19 protein-coding genes and 3 pseudogenes are annotated in these 25697 nt (G+C 73.5%); 16 read left to right on the top strand and 6 right to left on the bottom strand.

From position 1 onward, the window contains the following. Positions 1–149 precede the first annotated feature (149 nt). From tatC to BJF83_RS05925, 4 genes and pseudogenes are all read left to right on the top strand, one after another. The gene (gene tatC, locus BJF83_RS05940; RefSeq protein WP_075925509.1) at positions 150–980 is read left to right on the top strand and encodes a twin-arginine translocase subunit TatC; all 831 of its coding nucleotides are present in this window, start codon (positions 150–152) and stop codon (positions 978–980) included. A 100-nt stretch (positions 981–1080) separates the two neighbouring features. After that, positions 1081–1502, top strand: a pseudogene (locus BJF83_RS05935) (DUF397 domain-containing protein). A gap of 83 nt (positions 1503–1585) precedes the next feature. Continuing rightward, positions 1586–2482, top strand: a complete 897-nt coding sequence (locus BJF83_RS05930) for a diacylglycerol kinase family protein (protein ID WP_075925508.1) — start codon at positions 1586–1588, stop codon at positions 2480–2482. Positions 2483–2494: 12 nt separating this feature from the next. Beyond that, a complete protein-coding gene (locus BJF83_RS05925; protein ID WP_075925507.1) occupies positions 2495–5335 on the top strand; it encodes an RNA helicase in 2841 nt (946 codons plus the stop codon). 35 nt (positions 5336–5370) lie between these two features. On the opposite strand, the gene BJF83_RS05920 is transcribed toward BJF83_RS05925, so the two are convergent. Further along, positions 5371–6414, bottom strand: a complete 1044-nt coding sequence (locus BJF83_RS05920; protein WP_143831803.1) for a LacI family DNA-binding transcriptional regulator — start codon at positions 6412–6414, stop codon at positions 5371–5373. A 443-nt stretch (positions 6415–6857) separates the two neighbouring features. Between BJF83_RS05920 and BJF83_RS05915 the strand changes: the two genes are divergently transcribed. From BJF83_RS05915 to BJF83_RS05880, 8 genes are all read left to right on the top strand, one after another. Next, positions 6858–7907, top strand: a complete 1050-nt coding sequence (locus BJF83_RS05915; protein ID WP_075925505.1) for a substrate-binding domain-containing protein — start codon at positions 6858–6860, stop codon at positions 7905–7907. Between the two features lie 30 nt (positions 7908–7937). Then, positions 7938–8987 carry an ABC transporter permease gene (locus BJF83_RS05910; protein WP_187347099.1) on the top strand — a complete coding sequence of 350 codons (1050 nt, stop codon included), beginning with the start codon at positions 7938–7940 and terminating at the stop codon, positions 8985–8987. Next, a complete protein-coding gene (locus BJF83_RS05905) occupies positions 8984–9838 on the top strand; it encodes an ATP-binding cassette domain-containing protein (RefSeq protein ID WP_075925504.1) in 855 nt (284 codons plus the stop codon). The genes BJF83_RS05910 and BJF83_RS05905 overlap by 4 nt, the downstream gene beginning before the upstream one ends. Further along, on the top strand, positions 9835–10794 hold the full coding sequence (locus BJF83_RS05900; RefSeq protein WP_075925503.1) for a carbohydrate kinase: 960 nt from the start codon (positions 9835–9837) through the stop codon (positions 10792–10794). Before BJF83_RS05905 ends, BJF83_RS05900 begins: the two co-directional genes overlap by 4 nt. 123 nt (positions 10795–10917) lie before the next feature. After that, the gene (gene panD, locus BJF83_RS05895; RefSeq protein WP_075925502.1) at positions 10918–11322 is read left to right on the top strand and encodes an aspartate 1-decarboxylase; all 405 of its coding nucleotides are present in this window, start codon (positions 10918–10920) and stop codon (positions 11320–11322) included. Positions 11323–11484: 162 nt separating this feature from the next. Further along, positions 11485–11724 (top strand): hypothetical protein, encoded by a 240-nt coding sequence (locus tag BJF83_RS05890; RefSeq protein ID WP_187347098.1) that lies wholly within the window; start codon positions 11485–11487, stop codon positions 11722–11724. Positions 11725–11774: 50 nt separating this feature from the next. After that, positions 11775–13070: an MFS transporter gene (locus BJF83_RS05885; RefSeq protein WP_075925500.1), complete on the top strand. Its 1296-nt coding sequence runs from the start codon at positions 11775–11777 to the stop codon at positions 13068–13070. Positions 13071–13457: 387 nt separating this feature from the next. Further along, positions 13458–14048 carry a DUF4352 domain-containing protein gene (locus tag BJF83_RS05880; RefSeq protein WP_316042212.1) on the top strand — a complete coding sequence of 197 codons (591 nt, stop codon included), beginning with the start codon at positions 13458–13460 and terminating at the stop codon, positions 14046–14048. Between the two features lie 42 nt (positions 14049–14090). On the opposite strand, the gene BJF83_RS05875 is transcribed toward BJF83_RS05880, so the two are convergent. After that, entirely contained in the window at positions 14091–14915 is an 825-nt protein-coding gene (locus BJF83_RS05875) for a (2Fe-2S)-binding protein (RefSeq protein WP_394329300.1), read from the bottom strand. A gap of 232 nt (positions 14916–15147) precedes the next feature. Next, positions 15148–15873: a DUF2306 domain-containing protein gene (locus tag BJF83_RS05870; RefSeq protein WP_075925499.1), complete on the bottom strand. Its 726-nt coding sequence runs from the start codon at positions 15871–15873 to the stop codon at positions 15148–15150. 119 nt (positions 15874–15992) lie between these two features. Between BJF83_RS05870 and BJF83_RS05865 the strand changes: the two genes are divergently transcribed. Then, positions 15993–16784 carry a TetR/AcrR family transcriptional regulator gene (locus BJF83_RS05865; RefSeq protein WP_075925498.1) on the top strand — a complete coding sequence of 264 codons (792 nt, stop codon included), beginning with the start codon at positions 15993–15995 and terminating at the stop codon, positions 16782–16784. Between the two features lie 100 nt (positions 16785–16884). Here BJF83_RS05865 and BJF83_RS05860 read toward each other — a convergent pair whose 3' ends face one another. From BJF83_RS05860 to BJF83_RS05850, 3 genes and pseudogenes are all read right to left on the bottom strand, one after another. Beyond that, entirely contained in the window at positions 16885–18084 is a 1200-nt protein-coding gene (locus tag BJF83_RS05860; protein WP_075925497.1) for a JmjC domain-containing protein, read from the bottom strand. A 241-nt stretch (positions 18085–18325) separates the two neighbouring features. Further along, positions 18326–20418: pseudogene (locus BJF83_RS05855) on the bottom strand (prolyl oligopeptidase family serine peptidase). A 230-nt stretch (positions 20419–20648) separates the two neighbouring features. After that, complete coding sequence (locus tag BJF83_RS05850) at positions 20649–21866, bottom strand: ABC transporter ATP-binding protein (RefSeq protein WP_075925496.1); 1218 nt, start codon at positions 21864–21866, stop codon at positions 20649–20651. Between the two features lie 597 nt (positions 21867–22463). On the opposite strand from BJF83_RS05850, the pseudogene lnt reads away from it, so the two are divergent. From lnt to BJF83_RS05835, 3 genes and pseudogenes are all read left to right on the top strand, one after another. Then, positions 22464–24133 (top strand): annotated as a pseudogene (lnt, locus tag BJF83_RS05845) (apolipoprotein N-acyltransferase). A gap of 87 nt (positions 24134–24220) precedes the next feature. Further along, positions 24221–24790 carry an FxsA family protein gene (locus tag BJF83_RS05840; RefSeq protein ID WP_075925495.1) on the top strand — a complete coding sequence of 190 codons (570 nt, stop codon included), beginning with the start codon at positions 24221–24223 and terminating at the stop codon, positions 24788–24790. Positions 24791–24933: 143 nt separating this feature from the next. Then, on the top strand, positions 24934–25578 hold the full coding sequence (locus BJF83_RS05835; protein WP_075925494.1) for a class I SAM-dependent methyltransferase: 645 nt from the start codon (positions 24934–24936) through the stop codon (positions 25576–25578). The last annotated feature ends 119 nt before the right edge of the window (positions 25579–25697 follow it).

The raw sequence follows: 25697 nt of genomic DNA, 5'->3' as shown, positions 1-25697 counted from the left end.
GCCCCGTGGGGCGCCGGTCCGGGCGCGCGTGCGGCGCGGCAGGGTGCCGCGCGTGACGGTGTCAGCGGGTTCCGACGCAGCGGAACCGGACGAGAGAGAGTGACCACGCGATGAGGGCACGAGGCCGGGCGGCCAATCCGGAGGCCCGGATGCCGCTCATGGACCACCTGCGCGAGCTGCGCGGGCGCCTGACCAAGGCGCTGATCGGCCTCGTGCTGGGTGCCGTCGTGGGCTACGTCTTCTACCAGCAGGTGTGGGACTTCCTCACGGCGCCGTACTGCTCGCTGCCGGAGTCGTCCGCGTTCGACTCCGAGGGCTGCTCGCTCATCGTCACCGGCCCCTTCGACGCGTTCTTCGTCGCGATGAAGGTGTGGATCTTCGTCGGCGCCCTGGTCTCCACGCCGGTCTGGCTGTACCAGCTGTGGGCGTTCGTCGCCCCGGCCCTGCACAGCCGGGAGAAGCGGTACGTCTACGTCTTCGTGCCGCTGGCCGTGGTGCTGTTCGTCGGCGGCGCCGCGCTGGCCTACCGGATCACGTCCTTGGCGCTCAGCGTGTTGTTCGGTTTCCTGCCCGAGGACGCCGACCCGATGCTGACCGTCGACCAGTACCTCGACTACATGATCATCATGATGGTCATGTTCGGGCTCGGCTTCGTGATGCCCCTGCTGGTCGCGCTGCTCAACCTGGCCGGGATCCTGCCGCACGCCGCACTGGCCAAGTGGCGCCGGGCGATCATCTTCGGCGCGTTCGCGGTCTCGGCGGTCATCACCCCGGCCGAGCCGATCTCCATGATCGCACTGGCCGTTCCGCTGGTGGTCCTGTTCGAGGCGGCCGAGCTGTTCGCCTTCCTCAACGACCGCCGCAAGCGCCGCGACGACCCCTACACCGATCTCGGGGACGACGAGATCTCCGAGCTCGACGACGCGCCCTCGGACCTGGACGGCCCGGACGTGGAGGAGAAGTCCTCCAAGCGCCGATGAGCGCCTCCGCGACACGCTAGGGTCTGGCGGGGGCCGGACGGTACGGCCCCGGCGCCCCGGGCCGCTTCCGGGGAGACCGATGCTGTGAAGGGCCAGTGCGATGAGTGAGCAGTCCCAAGCCAAGCGTGAACTTCCTCCCGAGGCCATGGGCAACGAGAAGTGGCACGACACCACGCACGCGGTGTGGATGCGCTCCTCCCTGTCCAAGGAGGAGTCCGAGGCCGTCGTCGAGGTCGCCACGTTCGACGACGCTTCCGCGCCGTCCGCGACGGCAAGTCGCCCGAGAAGGGCACGCTGTTCTTCACCCCCGCCGAGTGGGAGGCCTTCGTCCTGGGCGCCCGCGACGGCGAGTTCGACATCCCCGAGGAGTACCTGACGGAGGAGGAGCGGCGCATCCAGAACCGCGAGGTCGACGTCGAGGTCGCGTGGGTGCCCTCCCCGCTGAACACCCCCGAGGCGATGGAGGAGTACCATCGCCGCCAGCGCGAGGAGGCCGAGCGGGTCCGCACCGACGGATCCTGACGGCCGGGCACACCCGGCGCGAGGGTGCGCCCGGCCGGGCCCCGCGCGCCCTCCGCACCCCCGGGCAGTTGAAGGACCACGCCATGACCCCCGAGATCGACCTGTTGGTCAACCCCCGCTCCGGGCGGGGCCGCGCCGCCGTCACCGCGGTCCGGCTCAAGGAGCGCCTGCGTGAGGCGGGCGCCGACGTGCGCGTCCTGGCCGGCCGTTCGGCCGCCGACAGCCGCCGTCTGGCCCGCCTGTCCGCCGCCGACCGGCCCGACGCACTGGTGGCCGTGGGCGGGGACGGCCTGGTGCACCAGGCCGTGCAGGCCGTGGTGGGCACCGGGGTGCCCCTGGGGGTCGTGCCCGCCGGGACCGGCAACGACATCGCGCGTGCCGTCGGCCGTCCCGGCCGCTCCGCCCGGGACACCGCAGCGGCGATCCTGGCCGGGCGCAGGCGCTCCCTGGACGCGGTGCGCGTGCGGCTGGAGGACGGCGCCGAACGCCATTTCCTCAGCGTCCTGGCCTGCGGTTTCGACGCCCGCGTCAACGAGCGGGTGAACGGCTTCCGGTTCAGCGTGGGCCGGGCCGGGTACCTGCTGGGCCTGCTGGCCGAACTGCGGTCCTTCACCCCCGCCGACTTCACGGTCGAGGTGGACGGGCGGCGGATCGAGGAGCCCGGCATGCTCGTCGCGGTCGGCAACACCAACGCCTACGGCGGCGGCATGCGGGTGTGCCCCGACGCGGTTCCCGACGACGGCCTGCTCGACGTGGTCTTCCTGCGCGCTGCGCCGACCGCCCGGTTCATTCGGCTGTTCCCGCTGGTCTTCACCGGCGGCCACACCGGTCTGGACCTGGTCGTGGTCGAGCGCGGTCGCCGGGTCGCGATCCGCACCGAGGCGGGGGCCGCCTACGCCGACGGGGAACGGATCGGCCGTCCTCCGCTGGTCTGCGACGTGGTTCCCGAGGCGGTCGAGATGCTGGAGCTGACCTCATAGTCTGAGAGGCCTATGAGTACTCACGCTGAGCGGTACGCCGCCTTCCGTCGGCGCAAGAGCGCCTCCAGCGCCGCGATCGAGGCCTTCCAGGGCCTCTACGGGTTCGAGTTCGACCCCTTCCAGATCCGTGCCTGCAAGGCGTTGGAGTACGGCCACGGGGTGCTGGTCGCGGCGCCCACGGGCTCCGGCAAGACGGTGGTCGGCGAGTTCGCGGTGCACCTGGCGCTGAGCCAGGGGACCAAGTGCTTCTACACCACCCCCATCAAGGCGCTGTCGAACCAGAAGTACAACGACCTGGTCAGCCGGTACGGGGCCGAGAAGGTCGGGCTGCTCACCGGCGACAACAGCGTCAACGGCGAGGCGCCCGTGGTCGTCATGACCACCGAGGTGCTGCGCAACATGCTCTACGAGGGGTCGGCGACCCTCGGCGGGCTGGCGTACGTGGTCATGGACGAGGTCCACTACCTCGCCGACCGGTTCCGCGGGGCCGTCTGGGAGGAGGTGATCATCCACCTGCCCGAGTCGGTGCGGATGGTCGCCCTGTCCGCGACGGTCAGCAACGCCGAGGAGTTCGGCGAGTGGCTCCAGCAGGTGCGCGGCGACACCACCGTCATCGTCGACGAGAAGCGGCCCGTCCCGTTGTGGCAGCACGTCATGGTGGGCAGTCGGATCCACGACCTGTTCGCCGAGACAGTGGAGGAGGACGCCTCCGACCAGGAGGAGGGGCCGAGCGGGGGCGGTCGCAAGCGCAAACGCGACCGCCGCCGCGACCAGTCGCGTCGGCCGCGCGAGATCGTCGTCGGCGGACAGCGGTTGGCGATCAACCCGCGGCTGATCCGGATCGCCGAGGAGGACGCCCGGACCACCCAGCTGGCGCACCGGCGGCGCGCCCCGCAGGCGCGCGCCCGCGGTAACGCGCGCCCCCGCACCCGGTACGCGCCGCCGGCCCGGCCCGCGATCGTCGGCGAACTCGACGACGCGGGCCTGCTGCCCGCCATCACGTTCATCTTCAGCCGCGCCGGGTGCGACGACGCCGTGCGCCAGTGCGTGGCCGCCGGTCTGGTGCTCACCACCCCGGAGGAGGCCGCGCGGATCCGCGAGTACGCGCAGACGCGGTGCGCCGACATCCCCCCGGCCGACCTCGCCGTTCTGGGCTTCGAAGGGTGGCTGCGCGCCCTGGAGTCGGGGATCTCGGCCCACCACGCGGGGATGCTGCCCACGTTCAAGGAGATCGTCGAGGACCTCTTCTGCCGGGGGCTGATCCGCGCCGTCTTCGCCACCGAGACGCTGGCGCTCGGCATCAACATGCCCGCCCGCACGGTGGTCATGGAGAAGCTGGACAAGTGGAACGGAGAGACCCACGCCCAGCTCACCCCGGGCGAGTACACCCAGCTGACCGGACGCGCGGGGCGGCGGGGAATCGACGTCGAGGGCCACGCGGTGGTGGTCTGGCAGGCCGGGACGGACCCCGAGTCGGTCGCCAGTCTGGCGGGCACCCGCACCTACCCGCTCAACTCCAGTTTCCAGCCCTCCTACAACATGGCTGTCAACCTCGTCGGCCAGGTCGGCCGTCGTCGCAGCCGCTCCATGCTGGAGGAGTCCTTCGCCCAGTTCCAGGCCGACCGCGCCGTGGTCGGCCTGGTCAAGCAGCTGCGCAAGCACGAGGAGGCCCTGGAGGGGTACGCGGCCTCCGCCGAGTGCCGCCTGGGCGACTTCATGGAGTACGCGTCGCTGCGCCGGGCGCTGAGCGACCGTGAGTCCGCGCTGGCCAGGACCCGTTCGGCCCGGCGCCGCGACGAGGCCCTGGAGAGTCTGGGGAAGCTGCGTCCGGGCGACATCATCCGCATCCCCTCGGGCCGCTTCTCCGGCCACGCCGTGGTCCTGGACCCCGGGCTCAAGCTGGACCTTCCGGCGCCGCTGGTGCTCACCGCCGACAAGCAGGTCAAGCGGATCAACGCCAGCGACTTCACGATCCCGGTGCACCCGTCCGGGCGGATGCGCATCCCCAGGTCGTTCTCGGCGCGGTCGCCGCGCTCGCGCCAGGACCTGGCCTCGACTCTGCGCAACAAGCTCAGGGAGCAGGGCGACGCGCCCGAGGCCGGGCGCGGCCCGCGCGCCTCCGGTGACGACGCCGAGGTGCTGCGGCTGCGCGCCGAGCTGCGCGCGCACCCGTGCCACGGGTGCGACGAGCGCGAGGAACACGCCCGTTGGGCCGAGCGCCACTTCCGTCTGCGCAAGGAGACCGAGGGCCTGCGCCGCCGCGTGGAGGGCCGTTCGCACGTCATCGCGCGCACCTTCGACCAGGTGTGCGGGGTCCTGGAGGACCTGGGCTACCTGACCGACGACACCGTCTCGACGGACGGGGCCCAGTTGGCGAAGGTCTACTCGGAGCTGGACCTGCTGGTCGCCGAGTGCCTGCGGCGGGGGCTGTGGACGGACCTGACCCCGGTGGACCTGGCCGCCTGCGCGGCCGCCCTGGTCTACGAGCCGCGCCGCAACGACGACCCCTTCCCGCGGATCCCGACGGGGCGGGTCGAGGAGACCCTCCAGGAGATGCTGCGGCTGTGGGGCGACCTCAACGACGTCGAGTCGCGCCACCGGGTGTCGTTCCTGCGCCGACCGGACTTCGGGTTCGTGTGGACCGCGCACCGGTGGGCGCGCGGCGACCGGCTCGACGCGATCCTGCGGCAGGCGGACATGCCCGCCGGCGACTTCGTGCGCACGGCCAAGATGCTCGCGGACATGCTGGGCCAGATCGCCGGCGCCACCGGTGACCCGCAGGTGCGCTCCACCGCGCGCAGGGCCGCCGACCTGGTCCTGCGCGGAGTGGTGGCCTACTCGTCGTTCGGCTGAGGTCGTTCACCCGTCGCCGTGCGCGGTCGGCGCGATCACGGCGGCGGAGCGATCTCCCCGGAGCCGCGTACCACCAGTGTGGTGGGCACGCGGTCCTCGCGGGGAGGTGCGTCGTCGCCCCCGATGCGTTCGAACAACCGCCGCACCGCCAGGGTCCCGATCCGGATCACGTCCTGGGCGACCACGGTCACCCGGGGCACGAGCAGGTCGGCCATGGGGAAGTCGTCGAAGCCGACCACGGCCACGCGCTCGTGCAGGCCGCGCTCCTGGAGCGCGTGGATCGCGCCGATGGTGACCAGGTTCTGTGCGGTGAACAGGGCCGTGGGCGGGTGCGGGGCGTCGAGCAGCGCGGCGACCGCGCGCGCGGCGCTGGCGGTGTCGGGCAGGTCCTGGACGAGGCGGCCGGGCCGTGCGGGCAGACCCCGTTCGGCCAGGGCCGCACGGTAGCCCGCCACGCGTTCGCCGACCGTGCTGATGGTGCGCGCGTCGCCGAGGAAGGCGATCTCGGTGTGCCCGTGGTCGGCCAGGTGCAGGACGGCCTCACGCGCGCCCTCGGTGTTGGTGGCCAGGACCGCGTCGGCGGCCAGCCCGCGCGGCGGGCGGTCGACGAACACCACGGGTGTGCCCGAGCGGATCTCCGGGTGCAGGTAGCCGTGGTCGGTCGCCGCGGGGGCGATGATGATGCCGTCCACCCGGTGCAGTGTGGCGGCGCGGACCAGCTCCAGTTCGCGCTGGGGGTCCTCGTCCAGGCTGCCGGTGAAGACGAGGGTTCCGTGGTCGCGGGCGACGTTCTCCACCGCGCGGCTCAGGGTCGCCGAGAAGGGGTTGGCCACGTCCTCCAGGAGCAGGGCGATCTGCCGGGTGGCGCCGTCGGTGCGGCGCAGGCTGGAGGCGGCGAGGTTGGGCTGGAAGTCGAGTTGGGCGATGGCCCGGGTGACCCGGTCGCGCAGTTCGTCGGAGACCGTGGAGACGCCGTTGATGACGCGTGAGACCGTCTTGATGCTCACCCCCGACAGCGCGGCGACGTCCCTCATCGTGGCCCGGCGGACCGGCTCCCCGGACGTGGACCATCGCTCCATGCCATTGTGGTGCACCGACACTCGAACCCCGGCTTCTCTCCGCGTCGCCTCGACCGTCGTCCCCGCACGGACGCGACGGTGCCGTCCGACGCCGCCTCCCAAGGCCCGTCGCCGCGATCCGGCAGGTGGGGACGGTCATATTCTGCCGCACCCGTGCGGTTCGGGGCGCCCGGTCGGCGGCGGTGGCGGCCGGTCGGTCGGTGGGCCCGCGGGACGTGGCGGGAATCGGAGGCGTGGCTCACTCTGCACCGGGCGAGTCAACGTTGTCAACGGGGTGGGACTTGCTTCTTCGCATGGTCGAACAGCCGTGACTGCGGGGGTTGACACAGCGGTGACATCTCGCTGAAACTTTCGGGACATCGTTGTCTCGGTGGCTGGGCCACGGGACGGCGTCCCCCGACCCCCTGCCTCGCGCCCAGCGGGGCGACCCGAAGGAGATGCGCATGACGAAAGCACCGTGGACGCGCCGGGCCCTGGCCGCCACCGCGGGACTGGGCCTGGCGGCCTCGTTGGCCGCCTGTTCCGACGGCGGCGGTGGCGACGGCGGAGTCCTGGTGGGGCTGATCACCAAGACCGAGACCAACCCGTTCTTCGTCAAGATGCAGGAGGGCGCCGAGGCCGCAGCCGAGGAGAGCGGCGTGAGGCTCCAGACCTTCTCCGGCGAGTACGACGGAGACAACCAGACCCAGGTCCAGGCGGTGGAGAACCTGATCGCCGCCGGAGCCGACGGCATCCTCATCACCCCCAACGACTCCGCGGCGATCGTCCCGGTCCTGGACCGGGCCCGCGCCGCCGGGATCCTGGTGATCGCGCTCGACACGCCCACCGAACCCGCCGACGCGGTCGACTCCACCTTCGCCACCGACAACTTCCGCGCCGGGGAACTCATCGGCGCGTGGGCGGCCCAGCGCTTCGAGGAGGAGGGGGAGGAGCCGCGTGTGGCCATGCTCGACCTCAACCCCAACCAGGTCGCCGTGGACATCGCCCGGGACCAGGGCTTCCTCCAGGGGCTGGGGGTCGACGTCGCCGACCCCGGCCGGATCGGCGACGAGGACGACCCCCGGATCGTCGGGCACGACGTCACCGAGGGCGCCGAGGAGGGCGGTCGCACCGCGATGGAGAACCTCCTCCAGCGCGACCCCGACCTCAACCTCGTCTACGCGATCAACGAACCCGCCGCCGCCGGGGCCCACGAGGCGCTGCTGGCCGCGGGGCGCGCCGAGGACGTGACCATCGTGTCGGTCGACGGCGGCTGCCCGGGCGTGGACAACGTCGCCAGCGGCGTCCTGGGCGCGACCGCCATGCAGTTCCCCCTGGACATGGCCGCCATGGGCGTGGAGGCCGTCGTCGAGTACGGCCAGACCGGCGCACTGCCCGAACACACCGAGGGCGCGGACTTCGTCGACACCGGAGTCGAGCTCATCACCGACCGGGAGGCCGAGGGCCTGGAGTCCCGGGACAGCGCCTGGGGCCAGGAGAACTGCTGGGGCTGACCCCGTCCGCCACGCGAAGAAAGACGCACCGTGACCACCTCCAACACCCGCCCGGTGTCCTCCCCGGACCCCGAACCGCCTCCGGCCGAGATCGACGCGCGCCCCCGGGGCCCGGTCGACCGGCTCCAACGCCTCCTGCACGCCCAGGCCACCGTGGGCCCCGCCGCCGTCCTACTGGTCACGGTCTGCGCGTTCGCCGTGGTCAGCCCGAACTTCCTCCAGCCCGCCAACCTTTCGCTGGTGCTCCAGCAGACCGCGGTCGTCGGCACGCTCGCGCTCGGGCAGACCCTGATCATCCTCACCGCGGGCATCGACCTGTCGGTCGGCTCGATCATGGTGCTGTGCTCCATCGTCATGGGCCGCCTCTCGGCCGACCTGGGCCTGCCCGGGCCGCTCGTCCTGCTGGTGGGACTGGCCAGCGGGACGGCCTGCGGCCTGTTCAACGGGTTCCTCGTCACCAGGGTGAAGCTGCCCCCGTTCATCGTCACCCTGGGCTCGCTCAACATCTTCTTCGCGCTGAACCTGTGGATCTCCAGCAGCGAGACGATCCGCGGCGCCGACATGTCGGCGCTGCTGCTGTGGACCGGCCGCGTGGTGACCTTCGCGGGCGCCCGCCTCACCTACGGCTCCCTCCTCATGCTCGCCCTCGTCGCGGTGCTGGCCTACGCCCTGCACCGCACGCGGTGGGGACGGCACGTGTACGCCACCGGCGACGACCGGGAGGCCGCCCGTCTGGCGGGCATCCGCGTCGACCGGGTGCTGCTGAGCGTCTACGCCGTCGCGGGCCTGGTCTACGCGGTGGGCGCGTGGATCCTCATCGGCCGGATCGCCTCGGCCAGCCCGCAGGCGGGTGTCATGGACAACCTCGACAGCATCACCGCGGTCGTGCTCGGCGGAACCAGCCTCTTCGGCGGCCGGGGCATGATCGTCGGCACGGTCATGGGCGCGCTCATCGTGGGCGTGTGCCGCAACGGCCTGACCCTGGCCGGTGTGGACGTGCTGTGGCAGAACTTCGCGGTGGGCGTCCTGGTGATCCTCGCCGTGTCCCTCGACCAGTGGATCAGGAGGGCCCGCCGATGAGCCGACCGACCTCGCGGACCGACGTCGCCCCACCCTCGCGGGAGGAGGCCCGGACACGGCCGGTGCTCCAGGCGCGGGGCCTGGTCAAGCGGTACGGCAGGGTGACCGCCCTGGCCGGGGCCGACCTGGAGCTGTACCCGGGCGAGATCCTCGCCGTCATCGGCGACAACGGGGCGGGCAAGTCCAGCCTGGTCAAGGCCCTGTCCGGGGCGATCGTGCCCGACGAGGGCGAGATCCTGGTCGACGGCGCGCCCGTGCGGCTGCCGACCCCGATCGCCGCCCGGGAGGCGGGCATCGAGACCGTGCACCAGACCCTGGCCGTCTCGCCGTCCCTGGACATCGCCACCAACCTGTTCCTGGGCCGGGAGCTGCGCAGGCCGGGGCCGCTCGGATCGGTGCTGCGCATGCTCGACCGGCCGCGCATGCGGGCCGAGGCCGCCCGCCACCTGGCCGACCTGGGCATCATGACCATCCAGAACCCCAACCAGGCGGTGGAGACGCTCTCGGGCGGCCAGCGCCAGGCGGTCGCGGTGGCCCGGGCTGCGGCGTTCGGGAACAAGGTCGTCATCATGGACGAGCCGACCGCCGCGCTGGGCGTGCGCGAGTCCCGCGCGGTGCTGGACCTGATCCTGCGCGTGCGCGACAACGGGCTGCCGGTGATCCTCATCAGCCACAACATGCCGCACGTGTTCGAGATCGCCGACCGGGTGCACGTGCAGCGACTCGGTCGGCGGGTCGCCACCCTCGACCCGTCCGGGTGCTCGATGTCCGACGCGGTCGCCGTGATGACCGGAGCGCTGGATCCGGACGAGCTGCCCTCGGGCGCGCTGGCGCCGGGGGCCCGCCGATGATCCTGGTGTGCGGCGAGGCCCTCGTCGACCTGGTGCCCCAGCCCGGCGCGGACCTGTGGCGGGCGCTGCCGGGCGGCGGCCCGGCCAACACGGCCGTCGCCTTGGCCCGGCTCGGGGGACGGGCGGCCCTGCTCTGCCGACTGTCGGGGGACGCGTTCGGCCGCCGGATCCGCGCCCACCTGGTCGAACGCGGCGTGGACCTGGGAATGGCCGTGGCTGCAGACGAACCCTCCACGGTCGCTGTGGTCGGGTTGGACGAGCACGGCGCGGCGGAGTACTCCTTCTACCTCGACGGGACCGCCGACTGGGGGTGGAGCCCGCGGGAGCTGCCGGAACCGCCCGGGAAGACCCGGGCGATCCACGTCGGCTCCCTGGCGGCGGTGCTGGAGCCGGGCGCCGGGCACCTGTTGGCGTGGGCGCGGGCGCACCGGGAGCGCACGGTGCTGGCCTATGACGTCAACGCGCGCCCGGCCGTGGGACTGGACCGGTCCGCCGTGGCCGCCTGGGCGGCGCGGTGGATGGACGCGGCCCACGTCGTCAAGGCCAGCGAGGAGGACCTGGCCTGGTTGGAACCGGGCCGCGACCCGGTCGCGGTCGCCGAAGGGTGGGCGGACCGGCACGGACTCGACCTGCTGCTGCTCACCCGGGGCGGCGACGGCGCCGTGGCGCTGTCCCCCCGCTGGAGCGACCCCGTGTCGGTCCAGGGCGTGCGGGTCCCGGTCCGGGACACCGTGGGCGCGGGCGACGCTTTCGGTGCGGCCGTCCTGGCCCGGCTGTCGGACCTGGGCTACCTGGCCGGTCCGGGTGTGCTCGCGACCCTGGTCCCGGGGGCGGCGCGGGAGGTCCTGGAGTTCGCGGCGGCGGCCGCGGCGCTGGCGTGCACGACCGAGGGCGCCGATCCCCCCGACCGCGACCGGGTGGAGCGGTTCCGCCACGGAACACACCGGGCGGGATGAGCGTTGCGCCGACTAGTGGGGGCCCGGTGGTCGAGGCGCCGCGCGCGGGCGGCCATCATGGGCAGAGCACGGGACCCGACCAGGGCCTGTAGTCCGCCAGACACCTGAAGCGAGGATTGAGCAGTGCTGCGCACCCTCATCAACGGCAAGATCCACCGAGCCACCGTGACCCAGGCCGACCTGCACTACGTCGGATCGGTCACGATCGACGCCGACCTGATGGACGCCGCCGACATCGTCGACGGCGAGCAGGTCCACATCGTCGACATCGACAACGGCAGCCGACTCGTCACCTACGCGATCACCGGTGATCGCGGCACCGGCGTGATCGGGATCAACGGGGCGGCGGCACGCCTGGTCAGCCCCGGCGACCTGGTCATCATCATCTCCTATGCCCAGCTCAGCGAGGCGGAGCGGGCCGAGCACGTCCAGCACGTCGTGCACGTGGACCGCGACAACCGCATCGTGGCGCTGGGCGGAGACCCGGCCGAGCCGGTCCCCGGGAGCGAGCTCGTCTCCGGACGCTGACGCCTCCCGGCCCCACCGGACACCCCTCCGCCGGGCGCGCACGCTGCTGGCGGCGGGGTGCTCCCGGCGGCGGGGTCGCCGTGCCGACGACGCCGAACACGCGGGCGTGGCCGGATCCGGCCTGCTCAACCACCCCCGGGCGCGGGTATGTCCGTCATCGGCATGGACAGTGCGGACGAGGAGCGGCGCCGGGTCGCCGAGCACGTCGAGTGGCAGAAGCAGGGCGCGTGGGTGGTCGTGTGGGGCCGCTACACCCGTTGCTTCTGGGCGTACGCCTGCTGGCCGGTCATACCGGAGGAGGGCGTGGTGATCAGCGCGCGCGACCCTCACACGCTGTACGCGCAGATGCGCTCGGTGGAACGTGAGCACGGTTACCTCAGGTGGCGCTACGGCCGCAGGTGACAAAGGTCTACGATTCATCAGTTAACGGGACAAATCGAAAGGCGGGCCTCGTGACCGTGCCATCCACGCTGAGCGGTCGGGGGCTCCCGGAGGTCCGACGCGCCCGCCTCCAGCGCCGCACCGTCCTGACCCTCATGCTCACGCAGGTCGTCGGCGGCCTCGGCATGGGCGCCATGCTGGCCGTGGGTGCGCTCATCGCCCGGGACCTGACGGGTTCGGACGCCTGGTCGGGCATGGCCACCACGATGATCACGTTGGGCGCGGCCGTGTTCGCGCTGCCCCTGGCCTCGGTCGCCGCGCGGCGCGGACGCCGTCCCGGACTGGCGCTCGGCTGGGCCTTGGGCGGTGCGGGCAGCTCCGTGGTCATCGCGGCCACCGTCCTGGAGTGGTTCGCACCGTTCCTGGCCGGCATGGTGCTCATCGGCGCGGGAACCGCCACCAACCTCCAGGCCAGGCACGCCGCCGCCGACCTGGCCGGCCCGGACACCCGGGGCCGCGACCTGTCGATCGTGGTGTGGGCGACGACCGTCGGCGCCGTGCTGGGCCCCAACCTCATCGGGGTCGGCGGGCGCGTGGCCGCGGCGGTCGGTCTGCCCGAACTGCTCGGCCCGGCACTGTTCACCACCGCCGGATTCGTCCTCGGCGCGGTCCTGACCTTCCTGCTGCTGCGTCCCGACCCGCTGCTGGTCGGCGCCGAGGGCGGCACCGGCGTGGGCGTCCCCGACGCGGCCCCGGTCCGGCGGTCCCCGCTCGCGGGCCTGGCGGAGGTCGGGCGCAGCCCCCGGGCCGTGCTGGCGATCGTCGGGATCGTGGCCAGCCACACCGTCATGGTCGCGGTCATGACCATGACGCCCGTGCACATGTCCCACCACGGGGCCGCGCTGACGGTCGTCGGCCTGACCATCTCGCTGCACATCGCCGGGATGTACGCGCTCTCCCCGCTCGTGGGCTGGCTCACCGACCGCCTCGGCCGGGTGCCCGTGCTGTTGGCCGGCCAGGGCGTGCTGTTGGCGGCCGTGGCGATCGCCGGGACCGCCGGGGACGACGAGGCGAGGGTGACGCTCGGCCTGGTGCTGCTCGGCCTGGGGTGGTCGTTCGGCCTGGTGTCCGGGTCGACCCTGCTGGCCGAGTCGGTGTCCGACGAGGCGCGCCCGCGGGTGCAGGGCCTGAGCGACCTGCTGATGAACCTGGGCGGTGCGTCGGCGGGCGCGGTGTCGGGCGTCGTGCTCACCCAGGCCGGTTTCGGCGGCCTCAACCTGTTCGCCGCGCTGTTCACCCTCCCGGTCGTGGTGCTCGCCGTGCGCGCGCTGGCGGCCCGCGGGGGCGGGGGCGTCACCGCGGCCTGAGCGGTCGCGCCGAAATCTCGGTCGGACCTTTACCGGAAACGCCCTGGCGGGGGCCCGTGCGCGCGGGCCCCCGCGGTTACGGTGCAGTTCGGAAAAGGCGCTCGCCGGCCCCGGGGGGCGGACGGCGGCTGGGACGAGGGGTGCGCTCATGACCGACCGACAGCCCGAGGAAGGGCCGAAGGGGCGGCCGGGGCCCCGCCCGGACGAGGGCGGTGGGGAGCCCTGGGGCCGGCCCGGGGAATCCGGCCCCGGAGGGTTCCCGCCCGGCGAGCACCCCACCGGAGCGCCCCCGAACCGGTCACGGGCGAGCCCTCGGAGGGGCCCAGCGGGCGGGCGCAGGCCGGTTTCGAGCACGCGGGATACGCGCCCGGGTACGGTGAGACGGACATGGCCGGAGCCGGTGCGGGCAGCTTCCCGGCGGGCCCGCCGCCCCCGCCGACTGGCCCGGGGTGGGGGCCGCCGCCCGGCGGCCACGGTCCGCCCGCGCCCGCGCCCACGCCCTGGGGCAAGATCATCGGCATCGGCTGCGGGATCCTGCTCCTGCTCCTGCTCCTGCTGGGCGGGTGTACGGCGCTCCTGCTGGTCGCGGCGGGCAACGGCGGCCTCACCCCCGAGCAGCCGGGGGCGGGCGAACCGGAGGAGCCTCCCGCGGACGAGGCGGTGACCGAGGAGGTCACCGCGAGAGTGACCGAGTTCGAGCCCAGCCCGCTCTACGTCGAGGGCGACTTCACGAGTGTGGAGGTGTCCGTCACCAACGACGGCGAGGAGGGCATCGACATCAACCCGCTCTACTTCACCGTGGTGGACACCGACGGCGTCGAGCACGAGGCGGCCATCGCGATGGACGAGAACGAGCTGGAGGTCCAGGAGGTCGCCCGGGGGAGACGGCGACCGGGACGATCACCGTGCGCGGGGACGTCCAGGTGGACCACATCGTGTTCGACCCCTTCTACCACGGGCCGGTGGAGGTGCCCGTGAGCCGGGATTGACGTGAACGGCAGTGTGGGCCGGCGGGGCGGGTCAGGGGGCCAGCGCGGGGTCGCGCAGCCACTCGGAGAGCTCCTGTCGGCGTTCGGAGTCGCACTTGAGCGGGCACGTGGTGCAGAAGCCGTGCCCGGGGTCGCCCTTGTAGTCGAAGCAGCAGGTGCCCCGAACCGCCCAGGTGCCGCGCGGGTCCCGCGGGGCGAAGGGGAACAGGCGCGGGCGTCGGCGGGTGACCGCGCCCGCCTCGATCACGGCGTCGCAGAGCCGCGTGGCCAGGTCCCAGGCCTCGCGGGCGTCGCGGCCCAGGTAGCGGGCCGGGTTGAGCATGTAGAAGTGCAGGGTGTCCACGACCCAGCCCCACAGGGTGCGCAGACCCGCGCGCGAGTGGGTGTGCAGGGCCGACAGCAGCGGCCCGAAGGCGGCGACGACGCCCTCGGCCGCCAGGCGCAGCTGTTCGTCGCGGTCGCGGGCGACCACCGTGTCCGGGCGGCCGGCGGCGGGGTCCTCGGGCAGGACCGCCCAGCGGGCGACCGCGACCGCGGGGGTGGCGAAGCGCGACAGGGCGGTGTCCCAGGGCAGGTACAGGGCCTGCGGGGTGAGCAGCGGGGCCCGGCCGGTCAGGTACAGCGAGGCGGAGACGAGGAAGATCGGTTCGCGCAGGGTCACACGGAGGAAGTTGGTGGCGGCGGGGAGCCGGTGGCCGGGGCCGTGCTCGGTGCGCAGTTTGTCGTGCAGGACCGGGAGCCAGCCGTCGGCGACCAGGAGGTCCGCACGGTGCCACTGGGTGTGTTCGTGGCGGAGCCGATCGGGCGCTCCGGTGGCGACCAGGTCGGCAGCGGCGCGAACCTCAGCGGTGCGCACGCCTGACGCAGTGCTTCGAGCGGATCTGGGGTCACCGCTGGAACCTGCCCTTCGTCGCACGGAGCCGTCACGTCCGGGGGTGGTCGCACTCCCCACCGGGGACGGGATGCGCCTTATTAAGTGAGGCTACCCTCATCAGCGGTGCGGCGGCAACGGTTCGGGTGAGTGTCGCGGCGCACCCGGAACGGGAGTAAGAGCAGGTCCGACCGGGTGCGTCCGGTTCCGTCCGGGTTCAGCGCGCGGTCGTGCGGAGCCGGCCCGGGGCGCGGCGCCCGAGCCACCACTCGACGGCGAGCAGCGGCAGGACCCAGCTGAGATAGCTGCTGGACACGGCCACGGACAGGATCATCGCCTCGACGTCGCCCCCGAAGCCGCTGTCCAGCCAGGGCAGCATGAGCAGTGCCAGGAGCACCAGGACGATCCGGTTGAGCGCGACCCCGTAGAGCAGGACGAAGCTGCGCAGCATCCACGCCCGGTGGCGGGCGAAGTCGCGTCGGCGGGCCGCCAGGTAGCCCAGGACGGTACAGGCCAGCCACAGGAGTGCCCAGAGGACGTTGCTGATCCGGGCGTCGGGGCCGACGGAGCTGAGCGGCCCGAGGAGCAGTCCGGGCACGCCCACGAGCGGGACGCCGAGCAGGACGTAGACCCGTCCGCTCCAGCGGTGGACGCTCGGGTGGCGGCGGCGGAGCCACGGCCACACCTGGAGGGGGACGATCAGGGTGAGCAGGGCGCCGGCGAAGATGTGCGTGACCAGGACCGGGTAGTGCCAGGCGAGGTCGTCGCGGACGGGCAGGCGGGCCTGCTCCGGGTCCAGGGACGTGTACGGCGGCAGGGCGTAGGCCGCGAACACCAGCCCGAAGAGGGCGAGCGGGACGATCCAGGGACGTCGCCACCAGGGTCGCGGGGGACGTGGGGCGCGGCTGTCGGGCGGGGTGGGGGCGGCGGTGGGCTGGGTCATGCCTGGCCTCGGGGTCGGGGGGAGCTGCGGACTAAAATCGTGTATCCCGTACACGAATTAGTTTAGATCATACACATATCTAGGATGGAGTCGAGCGCACACACGACGACTGGTGGGGCATGAGCGAGCGACGGCCGCAGTCCGACATGACACGGGAGGTCGAGCTCTTGTGGGAGCTGCGCGGGACCGCCAGGCGCGGGCCCAAGCCCAAGCTCAGCCGGGAGGCGGTCATCCGGGCGGCCGTGACCGTCGCCGACGCCGAGGGCCTGGAGGGCGTGTCCATGCAGCGGGTGGCCGGGGAGCTGGGCTTCACCACCATGTCGCTGTACCGCCACGTGGACAGCAAGGAGGACCTGCTCGTCCTCATGGTCGACGCCGCCATGGCGCAGGACCCGCCCGAACCCCGCGCCGACGCCGACTGGCGCGCGGGGATCGGGGAGTGGGTGGCCGGGGTGCACGGTATCTACCGCCGCCACCCCTGGGTGGTCTTCGCGGCCGTGTTCGGCCCGCCGCTCGGACCGAACGGGCTCCGGTGGATGGAGGCCGCGCTGCGTGAGCTGGTCCGGTCGGGTCTGAACACCGGTGAAGCCGTCCAGGTGCTCATGACGATCTCCAGCGTGGTCCGCGACACCTGCCGCATCGAGTTCGACATGCGGCGGGCGGCCGAGGCCGCGGGCGCCACCCTCGCGGAGCACGAGCGGGCCCACGCCCTCAGCCTGAGCCGGGTGGTCGCACCGGAACGCTTCCCGACCATCGCGGCGATGCTGGACGACGGGGTCATGGCGGCCGGTCCGGGCGAGGCCACCACCCCGACCGAGGACATGTCCTTCTCCCTGGAACGGATCCTGGACGGCGTCGAACTGTACGTCGAGCGCCAGGGGCGCGCGCCCGCACCGCCGGCTCCGCGATGACCCTCGCCGGAGGGGGCGGGCCTCGGGGCGGGGTCCGTTCGGCCGGGGAGAACCGAGGGTCGGGAGCCGCGCGACGGGGCAGGCGTGCGCCGGGCACGCCCTACCGCACGAGCACCAGCTGGTGCCGGGTCAGCACGGCCACGACCCGGGCCGCCTCGGCCGCGTCCACACCCGCCCGCTCGGCCAGCTCGGACACCGTCAGCGCCCGGTGCTCGGCCAGCACGGCCAGCACCGGTTCGACGGAGACCGGGAGACGGTAGCGGCGGCCGGACACGCAGACCGACACCCGGTCGCCCTCGCGGGTCAGGGGCGGGGGCAGGACCGGCACGAACTCCACGCGCGCGTCGGGCCCCGGCGGCTCGTCCCCGACCGGCCAGGGCAGCGTGAACGAGGTGCGCCGGGGGAACCGGGCGTCGCGCCCGGCCAGGAACGCGTCCAGGTCGCCCTCCTCGGCCAGCTCCACCAACCGTGCGACCAGTGCGTGCCGGTGCTCGCGCCGGGTGTCGGCGTCGGCGAACCGCGGCAGGTCCCGCCGGAACAGGTCCTCCTCGACCAGCCGCCGCACCAGCGCCTCGGCCCAGTCGACCCCCGTGGCGCGGGTGAAGCCGAAGGTCAGGTGCATGCTCACCCCGCCGGCGCCGGTCACCGTGTGCCACCAGCCGCGCGGCACGTGGATCACCTCGCCGGGCCGGAGCACGCCCTCCCACACCACGTGCGGCTCGCCGTCGGCGTCGCGCGGCGGCGTGTGGGCGTGGTCGGTGTCGTTCCTCATCGGGTGCGGACGCGACCCGGGCCCGTGCACCCGCCAGTGCTTGGCGCCCTCGACCTGCACGATCACCGTGTCGTGGTCGTCCCAATGAGTGTCGAAACCACGTGAATCCCCCCAGATCAGGTACAGGTTGGCCTGCACCCTCTCCCGGACCAGCCGCATGAGGTCGTCCGCGGCGGCGGCGATCGGCGGGTGCATCCGGTCGACGCCGTCCAGGACCAGGCTCGCCCCGCCCCGCAGTTCGGTGTAGAGCGCCTCGGGCCGCACCACCCGGCGCGCGGAACGGGACGAGGTCGCCTGGCCGGTGTAGCGGTCGGCCGGAACGGGGGAACCGTCCCGGTGCAGGCGCAGACGCGGCGGCTCGGGCGAGCACGTGGCGAGCACGTGGTTGAGGTCGTCGAAGGTCAGCAGGGAGCGCACGGCGTCGGCGCCCAGGTCGGCGTGGACGAACTCCTCCGACAGCAGGGGGAGGAGGGGCGCGGGGAGGGCGTCGCACAGGGATCGCGTGAACAGGTGGCCCGGGTCGGTCACGGGTGTCCTTACCTTTCCCTTCCATGGGGCCGCCCGGCCCCGCGTACGGGCGCGGGACCGGGCGGGACGGGGTCAGATGAAGTCGGAGCTGGAGTCGGTACCGTCACTGTCGCCGCCCGCGGTGATGTCGCGGGAGGTCACCTCCGCCAGGTCCTCGACCTCGACCTCGATCGGATCCACCTCGCACCTCGCTTTCCTTGTGCCGTCGTCCTCTTCTTCCGTGCGGGGGCCGTCCCGGGCCTCAGGGCGCGGTCAGCCCCGTTCGGTGGGCCGCGAACGCGTGCGCGTCGGCGGCCAGTCCCACCGCACGGCTGACCGCGCGCGGGCCGTGCCCCACGTCACGCTCGTAGCGCAGCAGGACCGACGCGCGTCCGTGTTCCCGCCCGGCCGCCCGCAGCGCCGCGCACATCTTGCGCGGATGGGCGGCGTCGGTGCGGGTGTCGCCGTGGAAGCCGGTGAGCAGGACGCTGGGGAAGGTCTGGCCGGCACCGTCCAGGGCCCGGTGGTAGGGGGAGTAGGACATCAGCGCCGCGAAGTCGTCGGGGTCGGCGGCGGTGCCGAACTCGCGTGTCCACATCCGGCCCAGGCCCAGTAGCTCGAAGCGGGCCATGTCCGCCAGCGGCGCGGAGGCGATCACCGCGGCGCACAGGTCCGGGCGGGCCGTGGCGGCGGCCAGGACGAGCAGTCCGCCCGCCGAACCGCCCGACAGACACAGGTGGCGGCGGGCGCACACCCGCGCGTCCACCAGGCGTCGGCCGCCGAGACCAGGTCCTGCACCGCGCGCGGCTTGTCGCGGCCCGAACCGCGCAGGTGCCAGTCGCGTCCGGCGTCGCCGCCGCCCCGCACGTGCGCGACGGCGTAGCGCCCGCCCGTCAGCAGCCAGGCCAGGACGGTCGCGCTGAACCCGAACTGGCGGGGGCGGCCGAACCCGCCGTAGACGTGCAGCAGCGTCGGGCCGGGGACGGCGACGCCGGTGTCCGCGGCGCGGGAGAAGACGGTGACCGGGACCCGCGTGCCGTCGGGCGAGCGGCACCACAGGACGGCGCGCGTGATCCCGGGCGGACGCGGGGGCCGGGTCGCCCGGTCCGGCCAGGGGAGGGGCCGCCGGGCCCCCGGGGCCAGCCGTAGCACGTGCTGCTGGGTGGCGACGTCGGCGTAGGCCAGGTGGACGGCGCCGTCCGGGGAGGGCTCCAGGGCGTGGACCATGCCCTCGCCCGGCAGGTCGACGGCGCCCACGCGTGCTCCGGTGCGGGCGTCGTGCAGGGTCGCCTCGCTGATCCCCAGCCGGGTGCGCACGACGAGCAGCGCCGGGCCGTCGGGGGCGGCGTAGGGGGTGAAGGCGTCCAGGGTGGCGCCGTCGTCCTCCGGCACGACCTCGCGCCAGTGGTCGATCCCGGGGGCCCGGGGGTCGACCGCGCACAGACGGCGGCGCGGCGCGTCGAGCGTGGTGCGCAGGTAGAGGACGCCGTCCGGCCCCAGCCGCGCCTCGGTCTCGGCCTCGGGGCCGACCTGGACCGGGCGCGGTTCCAGTCCGTGGGGCGCGGGGTCCCGACCGGTGCGGCGCGCGGCCAGGTCGGCGAGCCACAGGTCGGTGCGGTGGCCGGTGCCGTGGCTCTCGGTGACCAGGAGCCAGCGGTCGCCCAGGACGCGCACTCCCGGGACGGTGGCGGGCGCGGTGCAGGGGTGGACGAGTGTCTCCGCACCGTCGGCGACGCGGCGCAGCCAGACCCCGCGCACGCCCCGGGCCCCGTCGCGGCGGACGTAGCAGAAGGCGGGATCCGTGCCCGGGACCCACGCCACGTGCGAGTAGCGCACGCCGGCCACCGCGGGCCCGACCGCAGCCCCGGAGACGGTGTCCACCACGCGCAGCACGCCGCGCTCCACCCCTCCGGAGGAGGTCTGGACGGCGACCATGGCCCCGTCGCGGCTGGGTTCCCAGGCGTCGAGGGTGGTGCGCCCGGTGGGGTCCTGCGCGGTCGGGTCGAACACCGTCCGCGCGGGCCCGCCGTGCTCGGGCACGACCACCAGGCGCGGGTGCTCGGCGTCGGGGGCGCGCACCGTGGTGAACAGCGCCCCGGGCCGGTGCCGGGGCGGCGTCCACAGTTCGGTGCGCACGAGCGAGCGGATGCGCTCGGCCAGGGGTCCGCGCAGCGGCCACGTGGCGGCTTCGCGTTCGAACTCGCGGGACCGCTCGTCGAGCCAGCGCCGGGTGGCGGGGGATTCGGGGTCCTCCAGCCAGCGGTAGGGGTCGGGCACGGGGCGGCCGTGCCGGGTGTCCACGACCCGCACGGGGCCGTGCGCGGGGGCGAATCCGGGGGGTCGGTGACGCACCATCACATCGTTGGTGCGCTCCGACGGGACGGTCAAGGAACACCTCCCTGACGACGGGCACACGAGTGTGTCCCGTCGGTCAGGTTTGGGGTTCGGGCGTCGCCAGGGCGCCCGTCTGGCCCCGGAACGGCTCCATCTGGTGGGAGGGGTGAGGCGGAGGGGGCGGTGCGCCGGAGGAGTCGTTCAAGGGGGGTGGAGGGTGACGAGGGGGTGGCGCACGCCCCGCCTCGGTCTCAGACGTTGGCGGGGTGCCCGATGGCCAGGCCGCTGTCCTGGTCGAAGAAGTGCAGCTGGCTGACGTCCACCGACAGGCTGATCTGGCTGCCGGGGCGCACCTGGCTGCGGGGGCTCACGCGCGCGGTGAACCGGGTGCGGTTCCGGCTGAGCGGCAGCGAGTCGTCGAGCTCGTCGCCGTCCCCGGCCGCGTCCCTGGCCAGCGCGGCGGCGTCCTCGTGGCGGACCGGCGGGGCGTCGACGGCGAAGATCACGTTGATCTCGGTGCCGAGTTCCTCGGTGACGTCCGCGGTGATCCGGATGGTCGGGTCGCCGTTGCCGTCGAACTCGGCGTCGTTGAAGTCGGAGGGGCGGATGCCCAGGATGACGCGCCTGCCGAGGTACTCGCGCAGGGCCGGGCGCGACTCCAGCTGGGCGGCCAGGACCGGGAGTTCGTGGTCGGCGAAGGCGAGCACGGCGCCGTCGCCGTCGGCGCCGATCTCGGCGTCGACGAAGTTCATCGCGGGCGAGCCGATGAACCCGGCCACGAACAGGTTGACGGGGGCGTCGAAGAGCCGCTTGGGGGTGTCGACCTGTTGGAGACGGCCGTCGCGCAGGACCGCGACGCGGCTGCCGAGGGTCATCGCCTCGACCTGGTCGTGGGTGACGTAGACGGTGGTGACGCCCAGCCGCTCGTGCAGCTGGTTGAGCGAGGCGCGCATCTGGACGCGGAGCTTGGCGTCGAGGTTGGACAGCGGCTCGTCCATGAGGAAGGCGCGGGGTTCGCGCACGATCGCGCGGCCCATGGCCACGCGCTGGCGCTGACCGCCGGAGAGCATGCCCGGTTTGCGCTTGAGATAGGGCTCCAGGCCGAGCATCTCGGCCGCCTCCTTGACGCGGCGGGCGATCTCGGGCTTGGCGACCCTGCGCAGTTTGAGGCCGAAGGCGAGGTTCTGCTCGACCGTCATGTGGGGGTAGAGCGCGTAGTTCTGGAAGACCATCGCGATGTCGCGGTCCTTGGGCGGACGGTCGTTGACGATCTCGTCGCCGATCAGCAGCGTCCCGCCCGAGATCTCCTCCAGCCCGGCGATCATCCGCAGCGCGGTGGACTTGCCGCAGCCGGAGGGGCCGACGAGCACCATGAACTCGCCGTCCTCGATCCGCAGGTTCAGGTCGTCGACGGCCTTCACACCGCCGCCGTAGATCTTGTCGACGCCGTCGAGGACGATCTCGGCCATGGGTCAGCTCCCGCGCTGGGTCGTGGTGGGGGGGATCTCCGGGGAGCCCCGTGACATCCTGTGTGCTTTCGAAGTTGATCGAAACAGGAAGATTTGCTGGTCATATGAGACACGAATGTGATCGAAATGTCCAGAGCTTGCCATGGAACGATCGGATTGCGGTCAGGCACAAACCCGTCCGATCCGGCTGGCGCGGTGGCGTCAGGTGCGTTAGCCTGTCCGACGGTTCATAGCGCTCTCCCCACACGGCCTCGGTTCGGTCCCCACGACACGGCACCCGGGTTGAGGCATCGGGTTGGGAGTCTGGGTAACCTAACGACCAGTCCAGCACTGGACGGACCGGTTGTGTGTCCCCCACTCGTCCGATCGGACGCTGCATCACGCGCCAGGTGTAGCTGGGATCGGGTGAGGGGCGGAATGCCACGACCGGGCGGGGGGTTGGACCCGGAAAAGGCCCGAACATCCAGTAGACAACGGTCTTCCGAGCTCGCCGCCGACGGGACGGAGCCGGTCCGAAGGGTGGCTCGGGCCTTTTCCGCGTCCCCCCATATGCTGGCCACGAGCACTCCCGTCCCCAGCGGAAAGCGAGCAGGCCACGTGGTCGCCGAGAACACCCAGAAGGACAGCGCCCCGGCGCCCGGCGGCCCGGCGCCGCACGCGGTCGGGGCACGCCTTCGCCCGGATCGCCGCAGCTGGCCCTCGACGATTCCGGCCGGTCACCGCTGGGGCCGCCACGACCTTCTCTGGCGCCTGGCCGCCGCCGTGGGCTCGGGCCTGGCCCAACTCCTGGCCCTGCCCCCGTACGGGTGGTGGTGGCTGGGGCCGGTCAGCGCCGCGCTCTTCGCCTTCGCGGTCGTCGGGACCCGGCCGCGCCGCGCCGCGTGGCTGGGCCTGCTCGCCGCCGCGACGCTCATGGTCCCGCTGGTGAGCTGGCAGGACATCTTCGGCGTCGACGTGTGGCTGATCATCGCCGCCGCCGAGTCCGCGTACTTCCTGCCCATGGCCATCGGACTGACCCTGGCGCCCGCCTGCCCCTGTGGCCCGTGTGGACCGCCGCGCTGTGGGTGGCCCAGGAGGCGGTGCGGGCCCGCTGGCCGCTCGGCGGCTTCCCCTGGGGCAAACTGGCCTTCGCCCAACCGGACACCCCCTTCGTCGGCTACGCGGCCCTGGGCTCCTCCCCGCTGGTCACCTTCGCGGTCGCCCTCACCGGCGCGCTCCTGCTGTGGAGCGTCCTGCGCGTGGCCGCGGCCCCGAGCGGCGGCGGGCACGGTCGGGCCCGTGCGCTCGGGGCCGCCGCCGTCGGTCTGGCCGCGAGCGCGGCGATCGTCGCGGGCGGCGCCCTGGTCCCGGCGATCGGCCGTCCCGCCGAGGCGCAGACCGTCACCGTGGGCCTGGTCCAGGGCGACGTCCCCAACGTCGGCGAGATGACGGTGACCGGGGAGCGCGCGCAGGTGCTGCGCAACCACGCCGACGGCGTCCACGACCTGGCCGAGGCGGTCGAGGCCGGCCAGTACCCCCAGCCCGACATGGTGCTGCTGCCGGAGAACGCCACCGACATCGACCCCTACCGCGACCCCGAGGCCGCGCGGCTCATCTCCGAGGCCGCCGAGGACATCGGCGTCCCGCTGCTGTGGGGTATGAGCCGGTTCAACGACGACGGCACCCGCTACGTCCAGAGCGTGGTGTGGGATCCCGAGACCGGCCCCGGGGAGCGGTACGTCAAGCGCTTCCTCGTGCCCTTCGGCGAGTACATCCCCTACCGCGACTTCTTCGTCCGCTTCGTCGCACGCCTCGAACAGGTCTCCTCCGACGCCGTCCCCGGCACCGAACCCGGCGCGCTCGACGTGGCGGGCACCACCCTGGCCGTGGGCATCTGCTTCGACGTGGCCTTCGACCAGCCGGTGCGCGAGGCCGTCGCCGAGGGCGGCCAGGTCATCGTGATCCCCACCAACAACGCCAACTACAACTTCACCGGGCAGTCCGACCAGCAGCTGGCCATCACCCAGCTGCGCGCGGTCGAGCACGGGCGGCCCGCCGTGGTCGTCTCCACCAGCGGCATCAGCGCCGTGGTCGACCCCGACGGCACCGCCTCCTACACCTCTCCCGAAGCCGAGCCGGACATCCACGTCGCCGAGCTGACCGCGGTCTCGGGCACCACCGTCGCCACCAGGCTCGGCGCGGTCCCCGAGGCGGTCCTGAGCGCTCTGGGGCTGGGCGCGGTGGTCGCGGCGGTGATCGTGGGCCGCCGTGCCCGGAACGGGGCCTGAACGACCGTCCCCGGGAACCCTGAGCGGCGCGGGCGCGTTCTCCCTCACAGAGCCGCCTCGCGCGGGCCGACGATGGGATGGTGTCCGATGCCGCTGCTGACCGTGCTGGCGCTCATGGCGCTGCCGTTCCTCGAAGTGTGGCTGATGATCGCCGTCGGCGGGTGGATCGGCGTTCCCTGGACCCTGGCCGTGCTCGTCTGCCTCCTGGTGCTGGGCCTGGCGGTGCTGCGCCGCGCCGGGACCAGGGCCTTCCGGGACGCCGACCAGGCCATGCGCTCGGGCGAGCCGCCGCGCGGGGGCCTGCTCGACCCGCTCATGGTTATGGCGGGCGGTGTCCTGCTGGTCGTGCCCGGATTCATCACCGCCGCCGCCGGTCTGCTCATGGTGCTGCCCTTCACCCGGCCCGTTCTGCGGTGGGCGTTCGCCGGGTGGGCGCGGCGGCGCGTGCGCCGGATGACGGAGCGGATGGAGGAGGGCTTCCCCGTCCAGGGGGGCGGCGTCCCCGGCCAGGGCGGCCCCGGCCCCTTCGGCCGTCGTCCCGGCGGCTCGGCGGGCCCCGGCGGTTCCACGGGCGGGGCGGACCGGTCCGGCCCCGGGCGCGGACGCGTCATCCAGGGGCACTTCGAACCGGTCGACCCCGACGATCCCCGGAACTGACCGGCGCCGACGCCTCAGCCCGCTCATCCGGTCCGGGTTCGCGGTGTCGCCGCGCCGCCACCGCGCACGGGCCCGTCGGACGGAGAGCTGCCCCGCGGGGGGCGACCCCGGGGCCGCCCACCCGCCGGGTCTAGAGTCGCGGCATGGCCGAACCCTCCTTCCTCACCGCCACCCGCTCCTCCTACGACGCCATCGCCGACGACTACGCCCTCCGCTTCCACGAGGAGATCGCGTCGAAGCCGCTGGAACGGGCGCTGCTCGTGCTGTTCGCCGAACTCGTGCGCGCCCGGGGCGGGCCCGTCCTGGACGTGGGATGCGGCGGCGGCCAGGTCACCGCCCGCCTGCGCGACCTCGGGCTGGACGCGTCGGGCCTGGACCTGTCCCCGGGCATGCTGGCGGTCGCCCGGCGAGAGCACCCCGGGCTGGAGTTCCGCGAGGGTTCGATGACCGGCCTCGACGTCGCGGACGGCTCCCTCGGCGGGATCGTGGCGATGTACTCGACCATCCACGTCCCCCTGGCCGAGCTTCCGGGCGTCTTCGCCGGGTTCCGCCGGGCGCTGGCCCCCGGCGGCGAGTGCCTGCTCGCCTTCCAGGCCGGTGAGGGGGTCCTGCGCATGGACGAGGCGTTCGGGCACGAGGTCAGGCTCGACTTCCACCGGCGCACCCCGGAGGCGATCGCCGATCTGCTGGAGGACGCCGGACTACAGGTCCACATCCGGACGTGGCGCGCCCGCGACCGGGACGAGCGCACCCCGCACGCCTTCCTGATCGCCCGCCGTCCCGTCTGAGCGCGGCCGGAGCCGAGGGAACCCGGCCCGGACTGTTCTCCTCGGTCCGCGCGATCGGAGCCGGAGCGTTCGAGCGACCGGCTCCGGCCAGCCCACCCAGAAGCCCGCCCGGAGCGCGC

Origin of the sequence: Nocardiopsis sp. CNR-923, assembly GCF_001942255.1 — a bacterium.
Classification (GTDB): domain Bacteria; phylum Actinomycetota; class Actinomycetes; order Streptosporangiales; family Streptosporangiaceae; genus Nocardiopsis.
Note: the sequence above shows the minus strand (reverse complement) of the source record. Positions and strands in the feature narration are given on the sequence as shown.

Excerpts from the sequence above, each read along its gene's own strand:
- BJF83_RS05865 (WP_075925498.1), top strand. The coding sequence starts at position 15,993 with ATGAGCGAGCGACGGCCGCAGTCCGACATGACACGGGAGGTCGAGCTC.
- BJF83_RS05920 (WP_143831803.1), bottom strand. The coding sequence starts at position 6,414 with ATGGAGCGATGGTCCACGTCCGGGGAGCCGGTCCGCCGGGCCACGATG.
- BJF83_RS05890 (WP_187347098.1), top strand. The coding sequence starts at position 11,485 with ATGGACAGTGCGGACGAGGAGCGGCGCCGGGTCGCCGAGCACGTCGAG.
- tatC (WP_075925509.1), top strand. The coding sequence starts at position 150 with ATGCCGCTCATGGACCACCTGCGCGAGCTGCGCGGGCGCCTGACCAAG.
- BJF83_RS05925 (WP_075925507.1), top strand. The coding sequence starts at position 2,495 with ATGAGTACTCACGCTGAGCGGTACGCCGCCTTCCGTCGGCGCAAGAGC.
- BJF83_RS05850 (WP_075925496.1), bottom strand. The coding sequence starts at position 21,866 with ATGGCCGAGATCGTCCTCGACGGCGTCGACAAGATCTACGGCGGCGGT.
- BJF83_RS05930 (WP_075925508.1), top strand. The coding sequence starts at position 1,586 with ATGACCCCCGAGATCGACCTGTTGGTCAACCCCCGCTCCGGGCGGGGC.
- BJF83_RS05915 (WP_075925505.1), top strand. The coding sequence starts at position 6,858 with ATGACGAAAGCACCGTGGACGCGCCGGGCCCTGGCCGCCACCGCGGGA.
- BJF83_RS05905 (WP_075925504.1), top strand. The coding sequence starts at position 8,984 with ATGAGCCGACCGACCTCGCGGACCGACGTCGCCCCACCCTCGCGGGAG.
- BJF83_RS05880 (WP_316042212.1), top strand. The coding sequence starts at position 13,458 with ATGGCCGGAGCCGGTGCGGGCAGCTTCCCGGCGGGCCCGCCGCCCCCG.
- BJF83_RS05900 (WP_075925503.1), top strand. The coding sequence starts at position 9,835 with ATGATCCTGGTGTGCGGCGAGGCCCTCGTCGACCTGGTGCCCCAGCCC.
- BJF83_RS05840 (WP_075925495.1), top strand. The coding sequence starts at position 24,221 with ATGCCGCTGCTGACCGTGCTGGCGCTCATGGCGCTGCCGTTCCTCGAA.
- BJF83_RS05870 (WP_075925499.1), bottom strand. The coding sequence starts at position 15,873 with ATGACCCAGCCCACCGCCGCCCCCACCCCGCCCGACAGCCGCGCCCCA.
- BJF83_RS05835 (WP_075925494.1), top strand. The coding sequence starts at position 24,934 with ATGGCCGAACCCTCCTTCCTCACCGCCACCCGCTCCTCCTACGACGCC.